We start from the raw sequence: 24242 nt of genomic DNA, 5'->3' as shown, positions 1-24242 counted from the left end.
CGGTCTTTATGGTCAGTTCGCAAGACAAAATCACCGTTTCGCAAACCGTCATTATCATCACTAATTTTCTATTGGGGACGGGCATTCTGACGCTGCCGCGAACTTCTGTTGATGTGGTCAAGACGCCGGATGTCTGGCTGTCCGTCATCTTAGGCGGACTGGTTGCCATGATGGCAGGATTCATTATAGTGAAGCTAAGCCTTATATATCCGGAAAAAACCTTTTATCAATACAGCAGGGATATTATCGGAAAATGGCTGGGAGGGGCGGTCGGCCTGCTGTTCGTTTGCTACTTCCTTACAACATCGGGCTTTCAAGTCCGATCTGTAACAGAAGTCATGCAGTTTTTTTTGCTTGAAGAAACCCCGCTTTGGGCAATGGCAATGATTTTTTTATGGTGCGGCATTTATCTGATCATCGGTGGCATCAATCCGATTGCCCGTCTTTATGAAATCATTTTTCCGATTACGGTGATGATTTTTCTAACCGTCGCTTTTATGAGCATCGGCCTATTTGACCCCGACAATCTGCGCCCTGTACTTGGGAAGGGAATCACGCCGGCGCTTCAGGGGGTTAAAACGACGTCTTTTGCTTATACAGGCATTGAAGTGATGCTGTTTGTCATTCCTTTTATGAGACAGCCGGACAAAGCGTACAAAGCTCTTTTGGTCGGTATTTCTTTTCCGGTTATCTTTTACGTGATCACCGTTATTATGGTGATCGGGGCGCTCTCCATTGACGGAGTGGTCACAAGAACGTGGCCGACGATCGATTTGATGCGGAGCTTTGAGATCACCGGGTTCGTACTCGAACGGTTTGAATCGTTTCTGCTTGTCATCTGGATCATGCAGATCTTCTCCAATTTCACCATCAGCTATTATATTGCCGCATTAGGGCTGTCCCAGCTTTTTAACAAAAACATGAAACCGATCTTATTCGGCCTGCTCCCGCTGATCTATATGATTGCCATGACGCCGAAAAGCATCAATCAGCTATTTTCCATCGGAGATATGATCGGAAACACCGCTTTGTATTTAGTCGGCCTCATCCCGCTGCTGCTGCTTGTGATCACAAAAATAAGGAGGGGGAATCATGAAAAAAATAACTGACATGCTTCGCTGCCTTTCCGTTTTTTCTCTTTTGGTTTTAACAGGGTGCTGGAGCAGCCATGAAATAGAAGAGCTCGGCTTAACATTTGCCATGGGGATCGATAAAGGCAGTGAAACAGCTCTTGAAAAAAAGTTTGACAAAATGGGGGGAGACTACCCGAAAAAAGACCGGATCACCATGATCTATCAATATGTCAACGAACAGGCTGCCGGCTCAAAGGCGAGCGGAGGAGGGGGGTCACCACAAAAATCTTATTTCAATATTTATGAAACTGGTGATTCGCTACAACAAATCAGCGCTGAAGTGGCTTTAAGGCAGGACAGGCCGATCTTCAGCCCCCATTTAAAGGTGATCGTCGTCGCCGGCGAGCTGCTCCGTACCTATTCGTTGGAAGAACTGCTCGATCAGCCCCTCCGCGACAACGAAATCAGGCCGAGCAGCCTCGTTCTCGTGACAAGAGGAAAAGCAAAAGACACGCTTAACCTGAAGGAAACTGGTGAAATGCCGGCGTTTCGCCTGCGCAAAATCGTTGAAAACGAGTACAAAACAAAAAAAGTGCTCCCTCCTGTGACACTGGCCAAACTGACAGGCAAAATGAGATCAGGCTCGAGCTTCCTGATACAAAATGTGGTCGGCGCCGACGGGGAAGTCAAATACGCGGGGGCCGCCGCCATCAACGGAAAAAACAACAAGCTGATCGGCTATTTGGATGAAGAGGATTTAGAAGGTGTGATGTGGATCACTGGACAGGGGAAGGGCGGGGCGGTCAAAAGCTATGATACCAAAGCCAAAAAACTGAACGCTTTTGCAGTGGAAACCATTAACAGCAACATCAAGCCCGTTGTCAAAGGCGGCCGCCTCTCTTTTCAAGTCAATGTTGAGTCAGAGGGACACCTCGCCGAAAACTGGAACACCGCTGAAAAAGCGTTCGACAACAAGTTTTTGGAAAGAGTTGAAAAAAACACAGCGCAAACGGTGAAGAAACAAATGGAGCAAATTACTAAAAAAATGCAGCGCCAATACAAAGCGGATCTCGCCGGATTCGGAAACCAGCTTAGAATCAAACATCCCCGACTTTGGAAAAAGCTGAAGAAAAACTGGGATCAAACCTTTACCGACATTCCGATTAAATATCATGTGCAGATCACGATTAAAGATTACGGAACAGTAGGGGATCAGTAAACAACAGAAATGCGAAAGGCGGAGATTGCAAAAATGATCCGTTCCGAAGATAACATCACAACAACTCAGGCGATTGTTGTCTTTGTCAGCTATATTATGGCTGCGGGAATCCTCAGTTTACCGAGAACGTCCGTAGATGAGGCGGGTACACCGGACGTGTGGTTATCCGTCATTCTAGGCGGACTGATCACATTTGCGGCCGGAGTGATCGTGACAAAATTAAGTCAGGATTATCCCGGGCAAACGTTTTTTCAATACGGCGGGAAGGTTGTCGGCAAATGGCTGGCGGCTGTCATCAGTCTGTTTTTTATCGAGCACTTTGTCTCGATTGCGGCATTTGAAGCAAGAATCATGGCGGAAGTTATCAACTTTTATCTGCTCGAAGGAACACCGCTTTGGGCGATTGTCATGACGATGATGTGGGTCGGGCTTTAATCGATCAAAGACGGGATGGGCGCGATCGCCCGTTTGCTTGAAATCATCTTTCCGATTACAGTCATCATCTTCATGATTGTTGTGTTCATGAGCTTTGGCATATTTGAACTGGACAATTTGCGTCCTGTCCTCGGAGACGGCTTCATGCCGGTCCTCAAAGGGGTGAAGGCAACGACCCTTTCCTTTATCAGCGCGGAAGTCATGGTCTTTCTTTTGGCGTTTACGAAAAAGCCGGAAAAGGGCATCAAAGTGCTTGTCGCCGGACTGAGCATTTCCATGCTTTTTTATTTCACGACCGTTGTCTTTGTCATCGGGGCGCTGTCCGTTGACGGAGTAACTTCAATGACATGGCCGACGCTTGAACTGATACGCAGCTTTGAAATCCCGGGGTTGATATTTGAACGGTTTGAGTCCATGCTGCTTGTCATCTGGATCATGCAACTGTTCGCCACCTTCATCATTTCGTTTTACGCCGCATCGCTGGGCTTGTCTCAAGTCTTTAAAAAAAAGAGCAGACCGATCATGTATGGTCTGCTTCCGGTGATGTATTTGATTGCAATGATACCCAAAAATGTCGATGATGTTTTTTCGCTCGGCGATATGATCGGCTACATTGCGGCTGTTTTATTCTGTATTGTGCCGATTCCGCTTTTGATCATCTCAAAAATGAAAAAGACAAGGAAGAAGCGGACTGGCCATACAAGCTGAGCCATCATCACTTGCCTTTGGCGCTTACGTTTACCCGGTCATTCGGCATGTAGAATACCAACAATAAGGCGGCCGCTGCAGGCAGAACCGCCCATGCAAACGTGTGGACGATCGAGTTTGACAACGCTTCAGTGATCCGATTTAGAATGTCCGGCGGAATCGATGATCTCGAGCTTGATAAAATTTGGTTCGCGTCATCGGCAGAAGCGATCGCCGCTGCATCAGCACTTTTAAAAAACGTCTGCATCTGCTCTGAAAAATGGGTTTTCTGAATCATCCCGAATATACTGGCGCCGATTGTCATGCCGAGCGAGCGGACAAAATTGCTTGTTGAGGTCGCAGAACCTCGCTGCTCTGGACCGAAATGATGAATGGCCGCCATGCTCAAAACAGAGAAGGAAAAGCCGACCCCCAGACCGACGACGATCATATAGACGGTTAATAAAAGACGGGGGGTATCGATGTTGAGCGTGCTTAACAAAGAAAAACCCGCAACCAATATGAATCCTGAGATCACCATAATTTTCCGGTAGCTCATTTTTGTCGTTAAGAAACCGCCGAGCTGTGCGGATATAACGGAGCCGAGCATCATCGGCAGAAGAACAAGCCCTGAATTCGTCGCCGAATCCCCATATACACCTTGGACAAAGATCGGAATCTGGATCGTCGCCGAAATAAATGTCCCTCCGTAAAATAAAGCGACAAGCGTGCTTCCGGCAAACAGGCGGTTTTTAAACATATCAAACGAAATAATCGGCTCTTTCACTTTACGTTCAATCAAAAAGAAGCAAATGAATAATACCGCTGCACTGCAAAAGAGCAGAAGGATCTCGCTTGAATCCCAGGCATATGTCCCGCCGCCAAGCTCAAGCGCAAACATGAGGCAGACGACAGCCCCCACAAGCGTAACGGCGCCAAACCAATCAATATGATGTTTTTCATGCTGTTTCGTTTCTTGATAAAACATCGCGATCAAAATGAAAGAAAGCAAACCGAGCGGCAGATTGATGTAAAATACCCAATGCCAGCTGATGAAATCTGTGATATAAGCGCCGATCAAAGGTCCAAAAATGCTGGACAAGCCAAAAACGGCCCCGAACAGACCCGAGATTTTTCCGCGTTTTTCAAGCGGGAAGATATCAAAAATAATCGTAAAGGCAATCGGAATCAACGCTCCTCCGCCAATCCCCTGAATGGCGCGGTAAATGCTGAGCTGTTCAATGCTCGAAGCTGTTCCGCACAATGCAGAACCGGCCATAAAAACAAAGCTTCCAAACAGAAAAAATCGTTTTCGGCCGTACATGTCCGATAATTTTCCGAAAATCGGCATTCCCGCCATTTCAGCAACCATAAACGCGGATACGACCCAGACAAAGCTGTCGAGCCCGCCGAGATCACCGACAATCGTGCCCATTGCCGTGACGACGATCGTATTGTCCATAGAGGCCATCAAAATGGCGAGCAGCAATCCTGCTACAATAAATCCTAATCTTTTGTTTTGAGTATTTGACAAATGATTCGATTCTCCTTTTATTAGATTTGGCATTCGCGTGGGATCCTGCTATCATTATTTTATATCAGGAAATAAATATCTTAGTTTCTAAGACATTATGATTTTATAGAAGGGTGTTGCCGATGTCAAGGACAAATCAAAAAGGAAGAGAAACGCTCATCGAGGAACTGATTCAGCAGTTAAGATTTCACAGCACCGCCACCGTTTTTATGCACCAGGCGATCAGTGAAAAAATCGGATTGAATGCAACAGACCATAAATGCCTTGAGATTCTTGCGCGTAAAGGGAGCATGACAGCCGGGGAATTGGCGGAAAAGAGCTCCCTGACAACCGGGGCCATCACCGGTGTGATCGACCGGCTCGAAAACGCGGGATATGCCAGGCGCACTAGAGATGCCTCAGACAGAAGACGGCTCTTGATTGAATTGGTGCCGGAAAACATGGAGAATATTTATTCACTGTTTGAAGAGCTTGCCCAACAATCTGCGGTGCTTTTCAGTCGATATACCGATCAGGAGCTGCAGGTTATCACAAGATTCATCAAACATAGTACGGAATTTGCCGCAAACTATGTAGAAAAAATAAGGGGAGCACAGAAGTAGATAGGGGCCTTTAAAACAAGTCTGATCATTCAAAAAACCGGTGAATCAACACCGGTCTTTTTTTATGGCTATGCTTTTTCAATTTGAACTTTTCCCGAAAAGAAGGTGGCACCGCCGCCCATATCGGCCAAACGATCGGGTGTCAGCGCATTCACCAAATAATTTTCGCCTTTCGTATCGGCCCACAGTCCCTGGCTGACGGCCACACCCGGGAGGACGTTTTCACCGACGGCCGCCGGGAGCACGCATTCGCCGCGGTCATTCCAAACCCTTACCATATCTCCGTTTTCAATCCCTTTTTCTTCTGCATCTTGTCTGTTCAAATGGAGCTTAGGTTCCTTTTCTAATTTGATATGTTTCTCATTATTTGAAAAGGTCGAGTTTAAAAAATTGTGATTCGGCCCGGGTACGAATAAAAATGGATAATTGCTCGTCTCTGCAAGCGGTGTATAGGTCGGCAGGGCGGGATAGCCGTCTTGTTCCATCGTTTTTGAATACAATTCGATTTTTCCGCTCGGCGTCGGGAGCCTGTCGGGAAAAATCGCTTCTCTTTTCGCTTTTACAAAGTGCTTTTCAGATAAGCTCTCATAATTTATTCCTTCAAGCCACGGATTGTCCGGATAATGAAGAGCCTGTCTGATCATTTCCTCATCCGAGTCCTTGAGCGGTTCATCATCAAAGCCCATCGCTTCAGCCAGAAGGCGGAACACTTCCGTATTCGATTTGCTCTCACCATATTTCTCAATCACAGGTCTTTGCACTTGTGTATAATGGTGCCAATATGATGTATAGAAATCGGTATTTTCAAAAGCGGAAGAAGCGGGCAGCACGATATCTGCGTACCGCGCGGTTTCCGTCAGGAATAAATCATGGACGACGGTAAACAAATCTTCGCGCTCTAGTCCTTGTCTGACCTTGTTTGCTTCAGGCGCGACGACGGCCGGATTGCTGCTGTACACAAACAAAGAACGGATCGGCGGATCGGCTTCCAAAAGGGCTTTTCCAAGCTGATTCATGTTGATCACCCGCGGGGTTCTGCCATGTAACAAATCCGGGCGCTGCAAGGCCGTTGTATTATAGGCTAAAAATGCAGTATTGCCTTTAATCGCGCCTCCGCCTTTTACCGTCCATTGCCCAGTAATCGCGGGCAGACAGGCAATCGTTCTGACGATCATACCGCCGTTGTCGTGATGCTGGAGACCGTTTCCGATGCGAATCAAAGAAGGGGAGGTCTCGCCGTACAGACGGGCAAGCCTTTCGATATCGTCACGCGGAACCCCGGTGATTTCTGCCACCGTGTCAGGATCATATTGAACGACATGGCGGCGCAGTTCTTCATATCCGACTGTGTATGTTTTGAGAAAGGCCTCGTCAGCCATTTTTTCCTTGAATAACACGTGCATAATGCCGAGAGCAAGGGCGCTGTCGGTTCCCGGACGGATCGGGATGAACCAGTCCGCCATTCTGCCTGTCTGATTTTTGTGAACATCGATCACAACAATTTTGGCCCCGTTTTTCCGCGCTTTTTGGGCGATTGTGATCTGATGCATGTTTGTTGAGACGGCATTGATTCCCCAAAATACGAACAGTTTTGTCTCTGTTGTATGTTCCGGATCTGTGCCGATGCTTCCACCCATCGTGTATTTGTAGCCCGTTGAGCCCGCAGGGGTGCAAATCGCGCGGTCAAGCTGGCTTGAGCCGAGACGGTGGAAGAAACGCCTGTCCATTCCTTCAGCAGTCAAATTTCCCATATTGCCGTAAAAGCTGTAAGGCAGTATGCTTTCAGCGCCTTCTTTTTCAATGAGTTCCTGCCAGCGTGTGCGGATCGTTTCAATGGCTTCATCCCAGCTGATCGGCTCAAATTTCCCTTCGCCTTTGGCGCCCGTCCGTTTCAGCGGGGTTTTCAGCCGTTGTGGATCATAAATGCGCTCTGTCATATTGCGAACTTTATTGCAGATGTTGCCACGCGTGACCGGGTGATCCGGATCACCTTGTATTTTTACGATTTTACCGTCTTTTTTATGAACAAGCAGCCCGCACTGGTCAGGACAGTCAAGCGAACATACGGATTTAAAAATGCCGTCTTTTTGATCAACATAAGACTCCATAGGATACGTTCCTTTCCGGTAAAAATAGTATGATTCTAGCATTATATCATGTCACAACATCCCGTCAATTCTGAAAATTATTCTTTGTGAAGAACATGATCAAAGCCCCCGAGCTTCTTTCAGCGAAACGCGGGGGCTTAAAAAGACTTTATTCTTTATCAAAATCAGGCGAAACCGCCTTTTTGATAAATATCGCGGTAAAGAAAGCCGCAACGCTTAAAGCGAGCGCGAACCAATAGGCATGATGTACACCGTGTGTCATCGCTTCATTCAGCAATCCTTTGCTGACGGCAGCTCCTTTGTGCTGATCGAGAAAACTTTGCTGGCCTTGGGTCATAATGCTGACAAAGACCGAAACGCCCAGTGCTCCGGCAACAGGCTGCAATGTATTGGAGATCGCCGTTCCGTGCGGGTACAAATGCTTCGGCAGTTCGTTCAAAGCATTTGTTTGCGATGGCATCATGATCGCAGAGATTGACAGCATCAGGATGATGTAAACAATAATGAACGCCCATATCGGCACAGACGGATTAATTCTGCTAAAGAAAATCATCACACCGATCAAGACGATTGTGCCCGGGATAATGAGCTTTCTCGGCCCGAATTTATCGAATAAAGCGCCCATCGCCGGCGACATCAGGCCGTTTAACAAAGCACCCGGCAAAAGCAGCAAACCGGCCGTTTTCGCAGAAAAACCAAGCGGTCCCTGCAAATACATCGGCATTACTATTTCTGAGGCAAACATCGCCATGATGACAATCACGAAAATGCAGACTCCGCGTGTATAATTTTTATAGGCAAACACACGGACATCGAGCAATGGCTCATCAAGCTTCAATTGACGAAGCACAAAGAAAACGAGGCTGATCAGACCGATGACAATCACAGCAATGATCTTGACAGAAGCAAACCCTTCGGGATCTTCTCCAGCACTGCTGAATCCATATACGATTCCGCCGATCCCGATCGTGGAGAGGATGATCGAGAGAAAATCCGCACGCGGTCGCGTCACTTCACCGACATTCTGCAAATATTTCATTGCAAACAAAATGGAAAATAACGCAAAAGGAATCACGATAAAAAACAGCCAGCGCCAGCCGAGGACATCGACAATGACACCTGACAACGTAGGGCCGATGGCAGGGGCGAACATGATCACCAGTCCAAACGTCCCCATGATTTTGCCGCGGACTTCAGGCCGGTAGAGTAAAAGCAATGCATTCATGATAATGGGAATTAACAATCCCGTACCAACAGCCTGAATCATGCGTCCGGTCAAAAGCATCGGAAAATTGACCGCACAGCCGGCGATCACGGTTCCTGTCAAAAACACCGTCATGACGCCGATAAACATTTGCCTTGTCGTAAACCATTGAATGAGTAACGCGGAAACAGGCATTAAAACGCCCATGACAAGCATAAATCCGGTCGCCATCCATTGAACGGTCGGAGCGTCAACATGAAAAACGGTCATCAGCTCCGTCAGCGCAATGTTCAGCAAGGTTTCATTTAATATGGCAAAGAACGCGCCAATCATGAAGGTGATAAGTATAGCTTTAGAATTAAAGGTTTGGGTCTTTTCCATACCATTCCTCCTGTTATTTCGTCTTTCTAATGTAGATATTGCACAAGATGAGAGGCGAAGAAAAAGACGATTCTATCATGTATATCCGCATCTCTCACGAGTTTCGCTATCCGCTTCAAAGGTTAGGTTTTTACCGCGACTATATGAGTATACTTGGTCTTTTACAGATTTACAATAATGTTGTTTGGTTTCTAAATTATTGCAGTACGTCCTGATGATGGGGCAGGTGATCCAAACCTTTTTATTTGCCTATTCTTGCAAGGTTTCATTATAATTTTCCTTGTGACTTACATAGAGAAAGGGAGTTTCGTCATGCAATCTTTACAAAACAAAACAGCTCTTATTACAGGCGGGGCCAGAGGAATCGGCCGTGCGGCTGCGATCGCACTGGCAAAAGAAGGCGTCCATATCGGCCTGATCGGCCGCACGACAGCCAATCTGGAAAAAGCGGCTGAAGAATTGAAGCCTTTCGGTGTAAAAGTGTCTGTCAGCACAGCTGATGTGAAAGATTTAAAAGCGGTGGAAAGCGCAGTCCAATCCATTAAAGGGGAACTCGGCCAGATTGATATCCTCATTAATAATGCCGGTATCGGAGGATTTGCAGGGTTTCTTGAACAAACGCCGGAAGAGTGGGAATCAATCATCCAGGTCAACCTGATGGGCGTATACAATGTAACGCGCGCCGTTTTACCTGAAATGGTGGAAAGAAAAGCGGGGGACATCATTAATATTTCTTCAACAGCGGGTCAAAGGGGAGCAGCGGGAACGAGCGCATACAGCGCATCTAAATTTGCCGTGCTCGGGCTGACCGAATCGTTAATGCAAGAGGTCAGAAAGCACAACATCAGAGTGAGCGCCCTTACGCCGAGCACGGTTGCAACAGATTTAGCCATCGATTCAAAATTAACCGACGGTAACCCTGAACGCGTCATGCAGCCGGAGGATCTCGCTGAATTTATGGTAGCCCAGCTTAAACTGCATCCGCGCATTTTTATTAAATCTGCGGGCATGTGGTCTACAAATCCATAAGTCAAACGATAAGGACGGGTTTTTAAACCCGTCCTGTTTTCATTTTTATGAAAGCCGTATGGGAAGATGGCGAACCCCGAATACAAATGGACTCTGAATCGCTTCAAGCACTTCTGTCCGTTCCCTTTCCATCCGGAAGTTTTGCAGCAGGTGAGAGAGCGCGATTTTCGCTTCCAGACGGGCGAGGGGAGCGCCAAGACAAAAATGAATGCCAAAGCCGAAGCTCATGTGAGGATTTGTCTTGCGGTCAAGCTTAAAGATTTCAGGGTCATTAAACTTTGTTTCATCCCTGTTAGCTGAAGCGACCCAGCTGATGACGGATTCTCCTTTTTGAATCGGGACGCCTTTGATCTCTACGTCTTCAGCCGCCACGCGGCCAATCGCCTGTACGGGCGGATAATAGCGCAGCGTTTCCTCGACAAGCTGGACAACGAGGGATGGGTCGTTCTGAACCGTTTCCTGTACCTTGACATCCTCCGTTAAGTAGCGGACGGCATTGGCAATCAAATTCGTTGTCGTTTCATTTCCCGCGACTAAAAGGAGTATACAAAAGCTGAGCAATTCTTCTTCAGACAAGGATTCGCCCTCGACATCCGCCTGAATCAAAAGCGATATTAAATCTTCTTTCGGCTCTTTCCGGCGCAGCTTGATAATGTCTCTGAAGTATTCCTTTAAAAATCGGTTGCCTTCGTCCCGCTCTTTGTTCATCTGTTCGACCGCTTCATCAGAGCTGTCTTTCGCACCGGAAACAAGGATGTCTGAATAATGTTTAAACATAAGCCGGTCTTCTGCCGGTACGCCCAGCAGTTCAGCAATGATAATAACCGGAAGCGGTCCGGCCAAATCATCCACCACATCAAACGATTCTTTGTTTTCGGCTTGATTGATCAAAAAAGCCGTGACTTCTTCAATATGCGCTTCAAGCTGTTTCACGGCTTTCGGTGTGAAAGCCTTGTTGACGATCGCCCGCATTTTTGTATGTCTTGGGGGATCCATTGTTAATATGCTTTTTCCCTCCATATCACCGCCGCGTTTTGAAGAAAAAAGCTTAGGGTTTTTCAGCACATATTGAACATCTTCATACGAAAATATGTCCCAGCACTGGCGATCATGATCATAACGCACCGGCTCTGTTTGCCGAAGTCTGTTATAAACCGGAAACGGGAACAGCCGGTCTTCATTTGCACGGATTTCTTTCATTGGAATCCAGTTGGCATATCGGTTGGTTTGTATGGATTTTGCCACGGTCAACTCTCCTTTATAAGCTCGTTATTTACATGCCTGAACCGGTTCATATGTTTACGTTATCACTATTTTTATACCCTTTTCAACGGACATACTATGAAGAAATTGTCAATTAGACAAAAGTAACGCTTTTAATAAAGAGAAAAAGAGTAGGGCTGATCACTTCTCATCTTTAAGCGGGAAGGACATGGAATCTATTTACATTCAAGGCGATGTCTGCTAGATTTAAAATAGCATCACATTTTAAAAGATGAAAGGATTGATAGCGCTTACAAAAGAGAATGAGAAGTGAAAAGCCGGTTATAAAGCCTCTGGACTGTTTTTCATTATGAATCGTAAAGGGGACTGTGTAATGAAAACAAATATTTCAAAGAGGTATCTGGAAGCATTTCATGAAAGAATGTCAGGCGGTGCACCGACAGCAAAAGAACCGGGGGGCAGAGCAGCTGCGGAGAAAGTTCCGAAGTTTACCGCTTATCCGTTTACTTTGGGCGTTTCTTCAGGCGAGCCTCTCTCCGACGGCGTCGTGCTGTGGACACGCCTTGCCCCTGAGCCGCTGAACGGCGGAGGGATGCCCCCGGAAGATGTGACGGTCAAATGGGAAGTTGCCACAGATATCGACTTCCGGAATATCGTCAGACAGGGGGAGTCGGCCGCCAAGCGCGAGTATGCCCATTCTGTCCATGTCGAAGTAGACGGGCTGGATCCTGACAGCATTTATTATTATCGTTTTCATGCCGGCTATGAAACCAGCCAAATCGGCCGCACAAAAACACTTCCTCTCCAAACGGCAAAAGTGGATCACCTCGCATTTGCGTTTGTCTCTTGCCAGCATTTCGAAGAGGGGTTCTATACGGCGTACCGCCGACTGGCGGAAGAAAGCCTTGACTTCGTTTTGCATTTAGGTGACGCGATTTATGAATACGGCCAAGGGACAGCAGCCAAGAATGTCCGGCTCCATAAAGGCGCGGAGACCTTAACGCTTGAAGACTATAGAACGCGCCACGCCCAGTACTTATTTGACGCCGACTATCAGCGGGCCCGCTCACTGTTTCCATGGATCGTCACATGGGACGACCATGATGTGGAAAACAATTACGCCGGACTCATTCCTGAAAAAAATCAATCTCCTGATCGTTTTATTCTGAGACGGGCAAGTGCATATCAGGCCTACTATGAGCATATGCCGCTCAGGACTTCGTCGCTTCCGAAGGGAGCGGATATGCAAATGTACAGGAGAGTCACATACGGCGATTTAGCCGAGTTTAACATCCTTGACACACGCCAATACCGCGACGACCAGGCCAATAATGACGGCAATAAGCCGCCCAGTTTTGATTCAACCGATCCTTCAAGAAGCATCTTAGGCCAGGAGCAGAAAAGGTGGCTATATGAGGTACTCCGCAGTTCTCAGGCGATTTGGAATGTACTCGCCCAGCAGGTCTTTTTTTCACAGGTCGACCACCAGGCCGGTGATGTGAAAATTTTACCAATGGATGGATGGGACGGATATTCAGCAGAACGAAACGAGGTCGTCGAGTTTTTACAAAAACAGCATATTTCCAATCCGATTGTCCTGACAGGTGACGTGCATACCAACTGGGTATTTGACATTAAAAGCGATTTTGACAACCCCAATTCCACAACAGTGGGCGCTGAATTTGCCGGAACTTCCGTGAGCTCGGGAGGAGACCGGGCAAGTTCGCTGGACCCCAAAACCCTTTTTATGGAAAATCCTCATTTGAAATTTTTTAGCGATCAGCGCGGCTATGTCCGCTGTACAGTTACGCCGCAATCTTGGCGGGCCGATTATCGAATGCTTGATTATGTCTCAAGGCCGGGCGCACCAATTACTACCGCCGCCTCATTTATTTGCGAAAATGGACGGCCGGGCGTCCGCCGGGCATCCGACATGTAAAGAAAAGGCTGTGCCAGAAAAGCGTTTCACTCACGCTTTCAGGCACAGCCTAAAATCTTATCCGACGGCTTCTTCCCGGGAAAACTGGCTGTTATACAAATCAGCATAAAAACCATCTTGCCGGAGCAGCTCTTCATGGGTTCCTTGTTCAATAATGTCTCCGTGATTCATGACAAGAATCAGATCCGCATCTTTAATGGTGGATAGGCGGTGGGCGATGACAAAGCTTGTGCGGTTATCCATCAGCCTGTTCATCGCTTTTTGGATATTCATTTCCGTACGGGTGTCAACACTGCTTGTCGCTTCATCCAAAATTAAAATCTTCGGATCGGCCAAAATGGCTCTCGCGATCGTCAAGAGCTGCCTTTGCCCCTGCGAAATATTTTGCGCATCCTCGCCAAGTACCGTGTCATAGCCGTCAGGCAGGGTGCGGATAAAGTCGTCGGCATATGCGCCTTTTGCCGCCTGGATGATGTCTTCGTCTGTCGCATTTTCACGCCCATACGCAATATTGTCGCGGATCGTGCCGTTAAAAAGCCAGGTGTCCTGAAGGACCATCGCAAACATGCTGCGCGCCTGCTCTCGCGAGAGCTCGGTAAGATCAATTCCGCCCACCTTGATCCGACCTTTGTTCAGTTCGTAAAAGCGCATCAATAGATTGATAATCGTCGTTTTTCCCGCACCGGTCGGTCCGACGATCGCAATTGTCCGGCCCTCTTCGACATCGAGGTGAAGATCGCGGATCACCGGTACATCTTTGTCATAGCCGAACGCGACGTGTTCAAACGACACATCGCCGGTTAATATCTCAGTGTCGATGTCTGCAGGTGTTTCCTGTTTTTCCTCTTCTTCGTCCAACAGGCTGAAGACCCTTTCCGCCGAAGCGATCGCAGACTGAATCGTGTTGGCGATTCCGGCGGCCTGGACAAGCGGCTGGGAAAACTGCTGGGTGTATTGAATAAAAGCTTGCACGCCCCCGACCAGCATGGCGCCGTTTAAGACAAAAATACCGCCTGTAATGCTGACAAAAACATAGCCGAGGTTGCCGATAAAGGTCATCATCGGCATCATCAGTCCGGATATAAATTGCGCTTTCCAGCCGGATTGGTACAGCCGTTCATTGACTTCATCAAACTGCTGAATCGCTTTTTCCTCATGTCCGAACGCCTTTACTTCCTGGTGTCCTGTAAACATTTCCTCAACATGGCCGTTGATTGCGCCGAGCTCATGCTGCTGACTGCTGAAATGCTTCTGTGAGAAGGAAGCGATCAGCCTCACCGCAATCATGCTCAGCGGAATGGTGATACATACGACAAGGGTCAGCCAAGGGCTGATCAAGAGCATCATGATGATGATCCCGACAATGGTGATGACCGAGGTGATCATCTGTGTCAGCGCCTGCTGCAGCGAATTATTAATATTGTCGATATCATTGACTGCACGGCTGAGTGTGTCGCCGTGCGAATGACCGTCAAAGTATTTTAAAGGAAGGCGAGTCAGCTTCTCATTAACTTCCTGACGCATTTCAAATATCGTTTTTTGCGCCACTCCGGCCATCATGTACTGCTGCAAAAATGTAAATAAAGCCGAGAGCAAGTAAAGACCGGCCAAAGTCAGCGTAATCCGGCCAAGGAAATCAAACTGAACACCGGTTCCCTTCGTAAAGCTCGCAAAAAGGGAGGAGGTGGCATCACCGAGAAGCTTTGGGCTGATGACATTAAACAAGGTGCCTAAAATTGCCGCGATGAAGACCAGCACAAGCTGAAAAGTCCGCGGTTTTAAATAGCCGGCCAGCCTCAAGAGTGTTTTCTTAAACTCCTTTGGTTTTTCAGGCTTCATACCTGCTGGGGATGAGCCGGGGTGCCGATTTTCTTTTTTGCTCATGCGCTCTCCTCCTCAGCTTGCTGGGATGCGACGATTTCCTGATAAATCTTGTTTTCCGCAAGCAATTGTTGATGTGTGCCGATCCCGGCGATTTTCCCTTCATTTAAGACGATGATTTGATCCGCTTCCGTGATCGTGCTGACCCTTTGTGCGACAATGATCACGGCGGCGTCGGCGGTTCTTTTCTCCAGCGCGTCTCTTAGCTTTTTGTCCGTCTTGTAATCAAGCGCTGAAAAGCTGTCGTCAAACAGATAGATCTCCGGTTTTCTGACCAATGCCCTGGCGATGGAAAGCCGCTGTTTTTGGCCTCCTGAAAGATTGGCGCCGGCCTGCTCGATATAAGCGTCGATTCCGTTTTCCTTGCCTTCGATAAACTCTGAGGCCTGGGCGGCTTCAAGCGCCTCAAGAATTTCCTCTTCAGTCGCATCTTCTTTGCCAAAGCGGATATTATCGCGAATCGTCCCGCTGAATAATGAAGCTTTTTGCGGCACGTAGCCGATTTTCTTGCGCAGCTCTTTTTGCGGGATCTTCCGCACATCGATTCCGTCTACAAGCACAGCCCCTTCTTCGATGTCAAAGAACCTCGGAATCAATTGCAGGATGGTCGTTTTTCCCGCACCCGTACTGCCGATGATCGCGGTGGTTTCGCCCGGCTTTGCCTTGAATGAAATCTGTTCAAGGACAGGCTTTTCCGCGCCGGTATAGCGGAATGTGACATCCTTGAATTCAACATGGCCATAGAGCCCGCTATCTTCAGTCGGCTGCTTTGGATCGGAGATTTTAGGAGCGATCATCAATAGTTCATTGATGCGGTCCGCCGATGCTTGCGCTCGCGGAATCATGACGAATGTCATGGAAAGCATGATCAAAGCGAACAAGATCATGGACGCATATTGCAGGAATGCCATTAAGTTACCGACCTGCATGGTGCCTTCATCAACCCGAATTCCTCCGAACCAGATGATGGCGATGTTCGTGAAATTCATCATGATCATCATCACCGGAAATAGGAAGGCCATGATTCTGTTAACAGCGATTCCCGTATCCCGAAATTCTTTGTTTGCCTGTTCAAACCGCTTTTTTTCTTCATCTACACGATTAAATGCGCGAATGACACGGACACCCGTCAATCCTTCCCGAAGGATGAGGTTGAGACGGTCCGTCTTTTTTTGCAGGACGCCAAACAGAGGGACGGCCTTTCTAGTAATCAGAAAAATTAAGCCAGCCAGTATCGGAAGAGACGCCAGGAAAATGATCGACAGCTTTGCATCCCTTGATACGGCCAGCACAATCCCGCCGATTAACATCAACGGGGCTCTTGTCATCATGTTGAGCATCATATTGAGCACATCTTGAACTTGTTTGACATCATTTGTCGTCCGCGTGATGAGGGAGGCGGACCCGACCTTCCCGAACTCCTCCAGCGAAAAATGTTCGACTTTCACAAACAGCTTGCGCCGAATGTCCCTGCCGAAGCCTAGGGCCGTTTTGGATGAGAAAAAAGCTTTGCCGACCGTCATGATGATCGCCAGGAGAGAACAAAGAATCATCCATACACCGTTTTTGAGGATGTATCCCATGTCTGAGTTGACGATCCCGACATCAACGACATCGGCCATTAATGTAGGCAAATATAGTTCAAGCAAACTGCCGAACAGTGTAAAAGCTGCAACGAGAATCACCTGCAGCTTATAAGGCTTCAAAAATTTTAAGAGAGATATCATCTTTCAACCTTCTTTTCGTCTTTTTTTAGGCCGAGCTCCAAAAAGTCGGACATTTTATGGACTAGCTCGGCAAACTGTTTGCTTTCCGCTTCGCCAATATAAGCGGCCAGCTGGATGAACCATTGATTGAGTTCTTTTTTCACTTCCTTTGCCGCTTTTTTACCTTTATCGGTTAAAAAAATCCGGACGATCCTTCGATCACCTTGATCCATGCGCCGGTCAATCAGTCCTTTTTCATTCAGCCGGTTTAAAAGCTGTGTGGCAAAAGGGGAGGTAACGTGCAGCGCCTGGCTGATTTCCGATACCATTTTCCCTTCTTTTCCGGCATTTTCATTTAGAAACATTAATGCTTTCCCTTCATTATTTTTCCAGTCTTGAGAGGGAATCGTGTGTTTCATTTCCAAGTAACGCACCCGGCTAAACGCCTGAATTAATTGTTCAACCGTTTCCCGGCTGATGTCATCCTGTTTCATCGCTTGCACCTGCTCTTTTAAATTTAATTAAGTAAGTAAACTAAATAGCTATCAATATATTACAAAGAACAACAAAAAAATGTCAACGAAGAACCCCTGGACAAAAGAAAAAACCTGATCGCTTCAGGAACGAATCAGGCTATTCGGTCAATCGGATAAAAAACTCTTTTAAATCAACGTGACGAAGATGTTTCGGAGCTTCATCCGATCCGACAATGATCATCGGTGCCAGACTATCCATTTTATAGAGGGAGCCGTGTCCGCCTCCGCCGAGATGAAGAGGGGATTTTTCTGCGGCAAATTGATAACCCGGTTTCGCGTCGGCGACGACGTATCGGCCGCTGTGGGAGTGGAGGGCGCTGTAAAGACGGGCGAGGGCATCGGGGTAATCCCCGTAGCGGAGCATTCTCCCGTTCACTGAAAGATTTAATACAGAGAAGTCCCCGCCGATAGACCACGATTGTCCGTAAGAATCCGTATAGCGTCCACCCGGTCGGAAACGAAGCGGCTCTTTCGCCTGCTTTGAATCGGCATAGATCCAGCCGTTTTCTTTCCAAGCGGCAAAACCGATTCTTCCGTCTTTCTTCAATGTATTTACCGCTCCTTTAACCGGCATGCTTTGCTCGATACAATAAATAAATGCCATTCTGTCGTTGACGGCAAACATAAGCTGGTCTTGATTCCGCGGACCCTTTATATCGGCCGTCCTGTCATCAGCAAATACGGAATGGAGCCTGATGACGGCTTTATCTCTGTCTTTTCCGATCACCGTCTGGCCGCTGTCTCCCATGATCACCCACACCGCCTGCTGACAAGCTTCACTCCATGAATTATAAGTGCTTAACATCCGCTGAAGCTCTTCATCGATTTTTTCAAGGCCATTCATGTTGTTCGGGCCTTTTTGATGGGCAACACGGTCAAAATCGGGCAAATAAGCTACTGTCAACGCCGGAAGCTTGTGCTTTTTGATTAAATAAGAGACTTCCTGCGCCGTAAATTTGTCATTCACACCATACCTTTGCCAAATATGATGGTCGCGGTTCTCCGGATTCAGCTGGGCAAACCGGCCGAGCGAAAAGAGCGCCGGACCATTGATGCTCATCTTCTCCGGCATCAGCTTCAGCCGTTTAAGCGGCGGCGGAATGTTTAACTCGTGCCGGTGATTCCCGCGATAGATCAGCCCGTTTACAGAGGCCGACTGTTTTCCCTGTTTTTCTAAATCTTCATGGATCGTTGTCGTCTTCGTGCTTAAATGACGATGATTTAACGAATACATTCCGTCCTTGATCGTTTGCTTGAGACCGAGTGAGACCATCTCTTTTTTGTCGCTGCCGTAATTGACGAGACGCTTTTCCTTCTCGTTATACCAGACAAGCCCGGGCACATGGTGGATATGGGGATAGATTCCTGTCAGTAAAGTGCTGTCAATCGACACAGACATCGTCGGATAGGCGCTCACGACTTCAGGCTCATAGCGGCCGTTTTCAAGAAAAAATTTCAGCGCTGGAGCGCGCCCTTCTTTGACCGCTTTTTTTAAAGGAACATCCATTAACGAATCGATGATCAGTACAATGACAGGCTTTTCGGCAGTTTTGACAACCGCTGTTTTTTCATTGGTCCGTCCCTGTTTTTCATCTCCGGTGTTAAGCCATATCATAAATATAATCAGTGCGCATAAGAAAACGGCAAACATCATGATGAACTTTTTCAAAACGGCTTCACTCCTTTCCCCTAAAGCGTTACTGAACACATATTTTCCCAGGTGGACGCCCCTTTTATAACTGGAAATAGGTTCTACATTATTTCCGGCCTTTTTAACGATCATTTTTTTAAATGGGGGAAATCTAATCATTTAAAAGGAGGATAAAAGTGAAAAAACGAAAATGGCTGACCGCTTTAGCTATCATAGCGGTTTTTATGGTGAGTGCTTTTATCGCCATGCGATATTTTGAACCTGAATATGCTTACACGCCGCCGAAAGAAAAAGTCGTCGCAAAAGAAAGCCGGATGAACGGATACGATATTTGGGGGACGTTCGTTTCAAATGAAGAGGCGGACAACATCCGATCTCGTGATGGGGCGGTGAAGGTCGATGATCAGCTGCTGGATTTGGGACGGAAAACATTTTATCAAGAAACGTTCGGTAATGAGGTTTTTTTGACGGACATCCTCGGGCTCCTTGACGGACCGATCACAGTTGCGAATATGACAAAAGCTATCGCGGCGTTAAAAGGGAAAGGGACGACCAACTTGCGGGTCGAGCTGGCCAAAACGGTGAAAATCGGGGATGAAACGTTTAAAAAAGGGGAGAAGATCGACACCGGAATCGATGTGGCAAAAGGAGCCTATGCACCCCTCGGCATGCCTGTCAAATATGCCGGAGGAAAAGCAAAAGTCGGCATCAGCTGTGCCGCCTGCCACGCCACGACAGACCCGAAAACGAAGAAGGTGATGGAAGGGGTGACGAATCCCGATTTAAACACCGGACTGATGCTCGCGCTGGCGACGAATTCAGCAGCTTATTTCACACATGCTGAAGTCAAAAGCATTCAGCAATACATTCATCATGATAGCCCTGTGATGACCCATGCAAACGGAAAAAAAGAGCGCCTTCCCGATCCCGATCAGCTTGAAGCGGCAGTTGATCAAGTATTTCTGAAATGGCCGAAAGGCTACTTCGATTCAACAATCGATATGAAAAGCAATCCGACCCAAATACCGGACGCTTTTACACTTGGGGATCATCCTTACAGCTGGAGCGGGGCCGCCATGGTCGGTCCGTTCAAAGGCTTAAGCGCGTTCAGCAATAATGTGCATGCGCAAAATTCGGACAGCCTTTCACAGTCTCCGGGAAGCCGGGCTCTGTTTGGTATGAGTGAAGACGTTTATCTCGGAACCATTCTTCAGCGTGCCGCAGATAGAAAATACCGGTATCATCCAGCAAAAGGTGAGACACCTGCCGCCTTTTTCAAAAAGAATGACCCTACGCCAGGTGTTCCAGGCGTCAATCAAATGGTGAAACCGCCGGGTTTTCCGAAAATCTCGCTGGCTGCGCCGGATGGCGTACATGTCGGCTCACCGGGCAGGAAAGCGAACGAAGAAAACAATGCGGTATCCGCTTGGCAAAACACGCTGCAACCGCCAAATCCGCCGACAAAAGCCGACAGTCAATCGATCAAGCGGGGAAGGGACGTTTTTGCCAAAGCGGGCTGCATTTCTTGCCATGCAGGACGCTATTTGACAAACAACAAGGTCGTCTCCGTCAAAGAAATCGGCACTGAGCCGACAAGAGCGCAATCGTTTAAAAAAACGGAAAAACTATTCGGCGAAAGCCTCATCTATGCGCCGGACACAAAGCTGCCGATCAGCGGCAAGGCGAAAGTGCTGAAGGTGCCGACAAACAAATTTGATCAGGAGCAAATCAAACTGGCGTGGGCTAAGGATGGCTCATCCGGAGGCTACAAAGTTCCGAGTTTGATCGGACTTTATTGGAGTGCGCCGTATTTACACGACGGAGGCGCCGCGGTTGGACGTTCGCTTGACGAAGCCGGCATCCCCGAAACCGTAGCCAAAGGGAAACCGGCCGATCCCTACAACAGCCTCTTGTCATTGATCGACAGGGATGTAAGAAAGCGCGTCGTCAAAAGCAATCAAGCATCACGCGATTTACAAACCGTCAGAGTGACAGGACAAGGGCATGAGTTTTGGGTCGATCGAAAAAGCGGCTTTTCCGAAAAGGAACAAAAAGCTTTAATCGATTATTTGTTCAGTCTTGATATGCCGAAAAAATAAAGCCGCCAATACGCGGCTTTATTCCTCATATTAAAATCCGGTAATCGCGACAACGCTAGGCCGCGGCATGTGATCGCCTTTGCGGTGGGGCCACATGCTTGTCGGACTGGCAAGGTCTGCGGTTTCTTCACCTGGGTGCTGTACTGACAGAAACAGCGCTTTTTCATCCGGTGTAAAGCATGGACCGGTTAATTCGGCTTCAACAGGTGCCGAAGCGAATTGGAATGCTTCGCCTTCCCGGTTGCCGGCAGTCGGAATGACAAATACGCCGTTGTTCCCAAAAGTCTTCCAGATGGCCGTGTTGATGCTGCTGCTGGAAATGTCTGTTACAGTCCACAGATTTCCGTCCTCATCGAATGTCAAGTTGTCAGGCGCGCTGAAGCCGCTTTGAATGCCGCCAGCGGCAAAGATTGCGAATTGGAACTCCAATGCCCCGTGGTCATCATCTTTTTCATAAAATCTCGTAATATGGCCGTGAAAGTTGCCATGCCGGTCATTGTTCGTATGAGCGATAAAAATCGTCCCGTCAAAAGGGCTGATTTCGACATCTTCAGGGCGGTCGGTCGGTGTTCCGCCGAGCAAAATCGCCGCCTCGTGGCAATGGACGAGTACGTCTGCCTGTGTTTTGAATTTTTCAAGCAGTGTGCTGTTTCCCGCGGCTTTTTTCCGGACGGCTTCAATCGTTAGCGGCACCCATTGGCCTTTGGCGAAGTTTGCTGCATATAATGTACCTTCTTGCAGCAGTGCTGTGTTCTTTTTTCCGGCCCTATGATCGTACTTTCCTTTGCTGATGAACTTGTAGACGCACGCGTCTTTTTTATCATCACCCATATATACGACGACACGGCCGTCTTTTGCAAGCCCCATACACGTATTTTCATGGTTGAATCGGCCAAGTGCCGTATGCTTGCGAATTTGGAAATCGGCGTTGAACGGATCGACCTCAACGACCCAGCCGTAGTGTGTTTGGTCAAGGCTTGCAGCCTTCGCCGTCGATTCAAAGTTTTCTTCACAGGTCAGCACTGTATTCCACAATGTCCGTCCCCCTGAACAATTGGCAAACGTTCCTTGGACCTTCACCGCACCGCCGACAGCAGCGCTTCCTTTTGCAGGGCCTGTTAAATCAATCGGTGTCAGCCCAGTAACGCGGCGGGCATATTTGGAAGACGGATCCATTTTCCAGCGGCCTTTTTCCCTGTACACCTCAATAACAGAACCGCCTTGATTATAGAGCAATGCCTCGGTTTGTTCCGCTGTATAGCCGTTTTCGACCGTTTGTCCGAAGAGGAACAGCTCTGAAATATACTCATGATTAACCCATAAAAGTCCGCGGTCTTTTTTGTTTTCCATCGGGAAATAAAGCGTGTAGTCATTGTTATAGCCAAAAGTCTCGCCTTTTCGGTTGATCTTGTCGCCGTATGAAGCGATGACATCGTAGCGGTATCCTTTCGGCAGCACCAGCTCGTCGTTTGTCGAAGGTTCGATCGGCGTAAATTTTAAAGGACCGTATTTCGGTTTTTTAAATTTGCCCGGCTGATGGAACATTCCTTTTGCTTCAGCGGCTTTCACCAGTCCGTCAAGCCCGGACCCGGCCGCAGCCAAAGCGGCAGTGCCTGTGCCGAGATAAGTTAAAAATTTGCGGCGGTTGATGACAGGGGACATATGTAAACACCTCATTCATATGGATTTGATTTTATCGTAAAGGAAAAATATTAAGTTTCATTTAAGCTTGTATGAAGTGTTTGAAAATTAGGCATGATCACGTTCATTTCGGCATAGACATATCAGATGTGGCCATATATAGAAGAAATTTCCCTGATTAATCATCAGAAAATTCCGTCTCTTTATGCCGGTTATGATATAATGAAATCAGCCAAGCTTATCGCCTGGCTGATCTCATTATATGGCCATCCTTTTATTGATACTGCTGAAGCCGCGAGAAAAACTTCTTCACAGACTGATAAAAATCTTTTGCAGAAGGGGACAGCTCTCTGTTTTTTGGAGTAATGATGCCGACGGTTCGCTTAACTTGAGGATAGTCGATCGGAATCTTTTTCGTAAACCGGGGAGTGGTCTCATTAAAGGCGGTTTCCGGCAAAAGCGTAACCCCCATTTCAGCAGATACAAGCCCTTTGATCGCATCCAAGTCTTCACCCTCCGAAGAGATTTTCGGTGTAAACCCCACTTGTTTGCATGCATCAACAGCCATCTTGCGCAGGATGAATCCATCCGGAAACAGGACATAATTATCGTTTCTCAGATCACCCAAATGAAGGCTTTTTTGCCCTGAAAGCGGATGGTTGACCGGAACGAGGGCAAAAAGGCTTTCTGTGAACAAAATATCTCCTTTAATCTCAGGATTGTTCGTCGGAACAGGGCCGAGAAAAGCCAAATCGATATCCCTGTTTTTCACCGCTTCTATTAAAAATTTATAGGAACCCTGTCTTAAAAGAAAAGCGACGTTTGGGTGCTCCTCTTTAAACGCGGAAATAACGGTCGGAAGAAACTGGCTCGCAAGGCTTGTCGGAAAGCCGATTTTCACCGTCCCTCTGTTAGGATCCAAGTATTCATCGATTTGTTCTTTTGCAAAATCGATCGCTTTCATCGCCGTTTTAATGTGATCTAAAAACTGCCTTCCGATCGGAGTCAGTTTGACATTGCGGCCTTCGCGCTCAAACAAATCGACGCCGAGCTCTTCTTCCAGATTGGCGATCTGCCTGCTGATCGCCGATTGGGCGACATGAAGGTGCATGGCCGCTTCCGATACGTGCTCTCTTTCTGCAACTTCCATAAAGTAATGCAATTGGCGTAATTCCATCGTTGTTTCACCTGCTCATCTCAAAATGAGATAGTTTTAATCTAAATTATATATTGTTTGTATAGATTTGAAAACCTACAATAGGATTAGAGTTTGTAAGATTTTATGACCGGGGA

16 protein-coding genes and 1 pseudogene are annotated in these 24242 nt (G+C 47.6%); 7 read left to right on the top strand and 10 right to left on the bottom strand.

The features are described from left to right. The first annotated feature begins 8 nt into the window (after positions 1-8). From P3X63_RS11135 to P3X63_RS11125, 3 genes and pseudogenes are all read left to right on the top strand, one after another. Positions 9-1109, top strand: coding sequence for a spore germination protein (locus P3X63_RS11135; RefSeq protein ID WP_277692864.1), 1101 nt, complete (start codon positions 9-11; stop codon positions 1107-1109). Continuing rightward, positions 1093-2292, top strand: coding sequence for a Ger(x)C family spore germination protein (locus P3X63_RS11130; RefSeq protein WP_077736657.1), 1200 nt, complete (start codon positions 1093-1095; stop codon positions 2290-2292). The genes P3X63_RS11135 and P3X63_RS11130 overlap by 17 nt, the downstream gene beginning before the upstream one ends. Positions 2293-2325: 33 nt before the next feature. Next, positions 2326-3435: pseudogene (locus P3X63_RS11125) on the top strand (spore germination protein). Positions 3436-3442: 7 nt separating this feature from the next. Here the strand turns inward: P3X63_RS11125 and P3X63_RS11120 are convergent. Beyond that, positions 3443-4981 carry an MDR family MFS transporter gene (locus P3X63_RS11120; RefSeq protein WP_051290382.1) on the bottom strand — a complete coding sequence of 513 codons (1539 nt, stop codon included), beginning with the start codon at positions 4979-4981 and terminating at the stop codon, positions 3443-3445. Positions 4982-5070: 89 nt separating this feature from the next. On the opposite strand from P3X63_RS11120, the gene P3X63_RS11115 reads away from it, so the two are divergent. Beyond that, complete coding sequence (locus P3X63_RS11115; protein ID WP_077736658.1) at positions 5071-5550, top strand: MarR family winged helix-turn-helix transcriptional regulator; 480 nt, start codon at positions 5071-5073, stop codon at positions 5548-5550. A 68-nt stretch (positions 5551-5618) separates the two neighbouring features. On the opposite strand, the gene P3X63_RS11110 is transcribed toward P3X63_RS11115, so the two are convergent. Next, a complete protein-coding gene (locus P3X63_RS11110; protein ID WP_077736659.1) occupies positions 5619-7658 on the bottom strand; it encodes a molybdopterin-containing oxidoreductase family protein in 2040 nt (679 codons plus the stop codon). A 148-nt stretch (positions 7659-7806) separates the two neighbouring features. After that, positions 7807-9243: an MDR family MFS transporter gene (locus P3X63_RS11105; RefSeq protein WP_026587380.1), complete on the bottom strand. Its 1437-nt coding sequence runs from the start codon at positions 9241-9243 to the stop codon at positions 7807-7809. Between the two features lie 312 nt (positions 9244-9555). Here P3X63_RS11105 and P3X63_RS11100 point away from each other — a divergent pair, with 312 nt between their 5' ends. Continuing rightward, positions 9556-10272, top strand: a complete 717-nt coding sequence (locus tag P3X63_RS11100) for a 3-ketoacyl-ACP reductase (protein ID WP_026587379.1) — start codon at positions 9556-9558, stop codon at positions 10270-10272. 45 nt (positions 10273-10317) lie between these two features. Here the strand turns inward: P3X63_RS11100 and P3X63_RS11095 are convergent, their stop codons facing one another. Further along, positions 10318-11472, bottom strand: a complete 1155-nt coding sequence (locus P3X63_RS11095; protein ID WP_051290414.1) for a cytochrome P450 — start codon at positions 11470-11472, stop codon at positions 10318-10320. A 397-nt stretch (positions 11473-11869) separates the two neighbouring features. Here P3X63_RS11095 and P3X63_RS11090 point away from each other — a divergent pair, with 397 nt between their 5' ends. Next, positions 11870-13435 (top strand): alkaline phosphatase D family protein, encoded by a 1566-nt coding sequence (locus P3X63_RS11090; RefSeq protein ID WP_277692863.1) that lies wholly within the window; start codon positions 11870-11872, stop codon positions 13433-13435. A gap of 57 nt (positions 13436-13492) precedes the next feature. Here P3X63_RS11090 and P3X63_RS11085 read toward each other — a convergent pair whose 3' ends face one another. From P3X63_RS11085 to P3X63_RS11070, 4 genes are all read right to left on the bottom strand, one after another. Then, a complete protein-coding gene (locus P3X63_RS11085) occupies positions 13493-15319 on the bottom strand; it encodes an ABC transporter ATP-binding protein (protein ID WP_026587376.1) in 1827 nt (608 codons plus the stop codon). Continuing rightward, complete coding sequence (locus P3X63_RS11080; RefSeq protein ID WP_026587375.1) at positions 15316-17043, bottom strand: ABC transporter ATP-binding protein; 1728 nt, start codon at positions 17041-17043, stop codon at positions 15316-15318. The genes P3X63_RS11085 and P3X63_RS11080 overlap by 4 nt, the downstream gene beginning before the upstream one ends. Then, positions 17040-17516, bottom strand: coding sequence for a MarR family winged helix-turn-helix transcriptional regulator (locus P3X63_RS11075; RefSeq protein ID WP_026587374.1), 477 nt, complete (start codon positions 17514-17516; stop codon positions 17040-17042). The genes P3X63_RS11080 and P3X63_RS11075 overlap by 4 nt, the downstream gene beginning before the upstream one ends. A gap of 139 nt (positions 17517-17655) precedes the next feature. Further along, positions 17656-19227, bottom strand: coding sequence for an alkaline phosphatase family protein (locus tag P3X63_RS11070; RefSeq protein WP_277692862.1), 1572 nt, complete (start codon positions 19225-19227; stop codon positions 17656-17658). Between the two features lie 206 nt (positions 19228-19433). On the opposite strand from P3X63_RS11070, the gene P3X63_RS11065 reads away from it, so the two are divergent. After that, positions 19434-21308 (top strand): hypothetical protein, encoded by a 1875-nt coding sequence (locus P3X63_RS11065; protein WP_051290413.1) that lies wholly within the window; start codon positions 19434-19436, stop codon positions 21306-21308. Positions 21309-21338: 30 nt separating this feature from the next. On the opposite strand, the gene P3X63_RS11060 is transcribed toward P3X63_RS11065, so the two are convergent. Together P3X63_RS11060 and gltC are read right to left on the bottom strand one after the other, a co-directional pair. Further along, positions 21339-22970: a PhoX family protein gene (locus P3X63_RS11060; RefSeq protein WP_035428117.1), complete on the bottom strand. Its 1632-nt coding sequence runs from the start codon at positions 22968-22970 to the stop codon at positions 21339-21341. A gap of 253 nt (positions 22971-23223) precedes the next feature. Further along, positions 23224-24126 carry a glutamate biosynthesis transcriptional regulator GltC gene (gene gltC / locus P3X63_RS11055; RefSeq protein ID WP_026587370.1) on the bottom strand — a complete coding sequence of 301 codons (903 nt, stop codon included), beginning with the start codon at positions 24124-24126 and terminating at the stop codon, positions 23224-23226. Positions 24127-24242: the final 116 nt, after the last annotated feature.

Source organism: Bacillus sp. HSf4, from assembly GCF_029537375.1.
In the GTDB taxonomy this organism is placed as follows: domain Bacteria; phylum Bacillota; class Bacilli; order Bacillales; family Bacillaceae; genus Bacillus; species Bacillus sonorensis_A.
Note: the sequence above shows the minus strand (reverse complement) of the source record. Positions and strands in the feature narration are given on the sequence as shown.

What these genes read in the sequence shown, in the direction of transcription:
- P3X63_RS11135 (WP_277692864.1), top strand. Translation starts at nt 9, where the DNA reads ATGGTCAGTTCGCAAGACAAAATCACCGTTTCGCAAACCGTCATTATC.
- P3X63_RS11130 (WP_077736657.1), top strand. Translation starts at nt 1,093, where the DNA reads ATGAAAAAAATAACTGACATGCTTCGCTGCCTTTCCGTTTTTTCTCTT.
- P3X63_RS11120 (WP_051290382.1), bottom strand. Translation starts at nt 4,981, where the DNA reads ATGCCAAATCTAATAAAAGGAGAATCGAATCATTTGTCAAATACTCAA.
- P3X63_RS11115 (WP_077736658.1), top strand. Translation starts at nt 5,071, where the DNA reads ATGTCAAGGACAAATCAAAAAGGAAGAGAAACGCTCATCGAGGAACTG.
- P3X63_RS11110 (WP_077736659.1), bottom strand. Translation starts at nt 7,658, where the DNA reads ATGGAGTCTTATGTTGATCAAAAAGACGGCATTTTTAAATCCGTATGT.
- P3X63_RS11105 (WP_026587380.1), bottom strand. Translation starts at nt 9,243, where the DNA reads ATGGAAAAGACCCAAACCTTTAATTCTAAAGCTATACTTATCACCTTC.
- P3X63_RS11100 (WP_026587379.1), top strand. Translation starts at nt 9,556, where the DNA reads ATGCAATCTTTACAAAACAAAACAGCTCTTATTACAGGCGGGGCCAGA.
- P3X63_RS11095 (WP_051290414.1), bottom strand. Translation starts at nt 11,472, where the DNA reads ATGAAAGAAATCCGTGCAAATGAAGACCGGCTGTTCCCGTTTCCGGTT.
- P3X63_RS11090 (WP_277692863.1), top strand. Translation starts at nt 11,870, where the DNA reads ATGAAAACAAATATTTCAAAGAGGTATCTGGAAGCATTTCATGAAAGA.
- P3X63_RS11085 (WP_026587376.1), bottom strand. Translation starts at nt 15,319, where the DNA reads ATGAGCAAAAAAGAAAATCGGCACCCCGGCTCATCCCCAGCAGGTATG.
- P3X63_RS11080 (WP_026587375.1), bottom strand. Translation starts at nt 17,043, where the DNA reads ATGATATCTCTCTTAAAATTTTTGAAGCCTTATAAGCTGCAGGTGATT.
- P3X63_RS11075 (WP_026587374.1), bottom strand. Translation starts at nt 17,516, where the DNA reads ATGAAACAGGATGACATCAGCCGGGAAACGGTTGAACAATTAATTCAG.
- P3X63_RS11065 (WP_051290413.1), top strand. Translation starts at nt 19,434, where the DNA reads ATGGTGAGTGCTTTTATCGCCATGCGATATTTTGAACCTGAATATGCT.
- P3X63_RS11060 (WP_035428117.1), bottom strand. Translation starts at nt 22,970, where the DNA reads ATGTCCCCTGTCATCAACCGCCGCAAATTTTTAACTTATCTCGGCACA.
- gltC (WP_026587370.1), bottom strand. Translation starts at nt 24,126, where the DNA reads ATGGAATTACGCCAATTGCATTACTTTATGGAAGTTGCAGAAAGAGAG.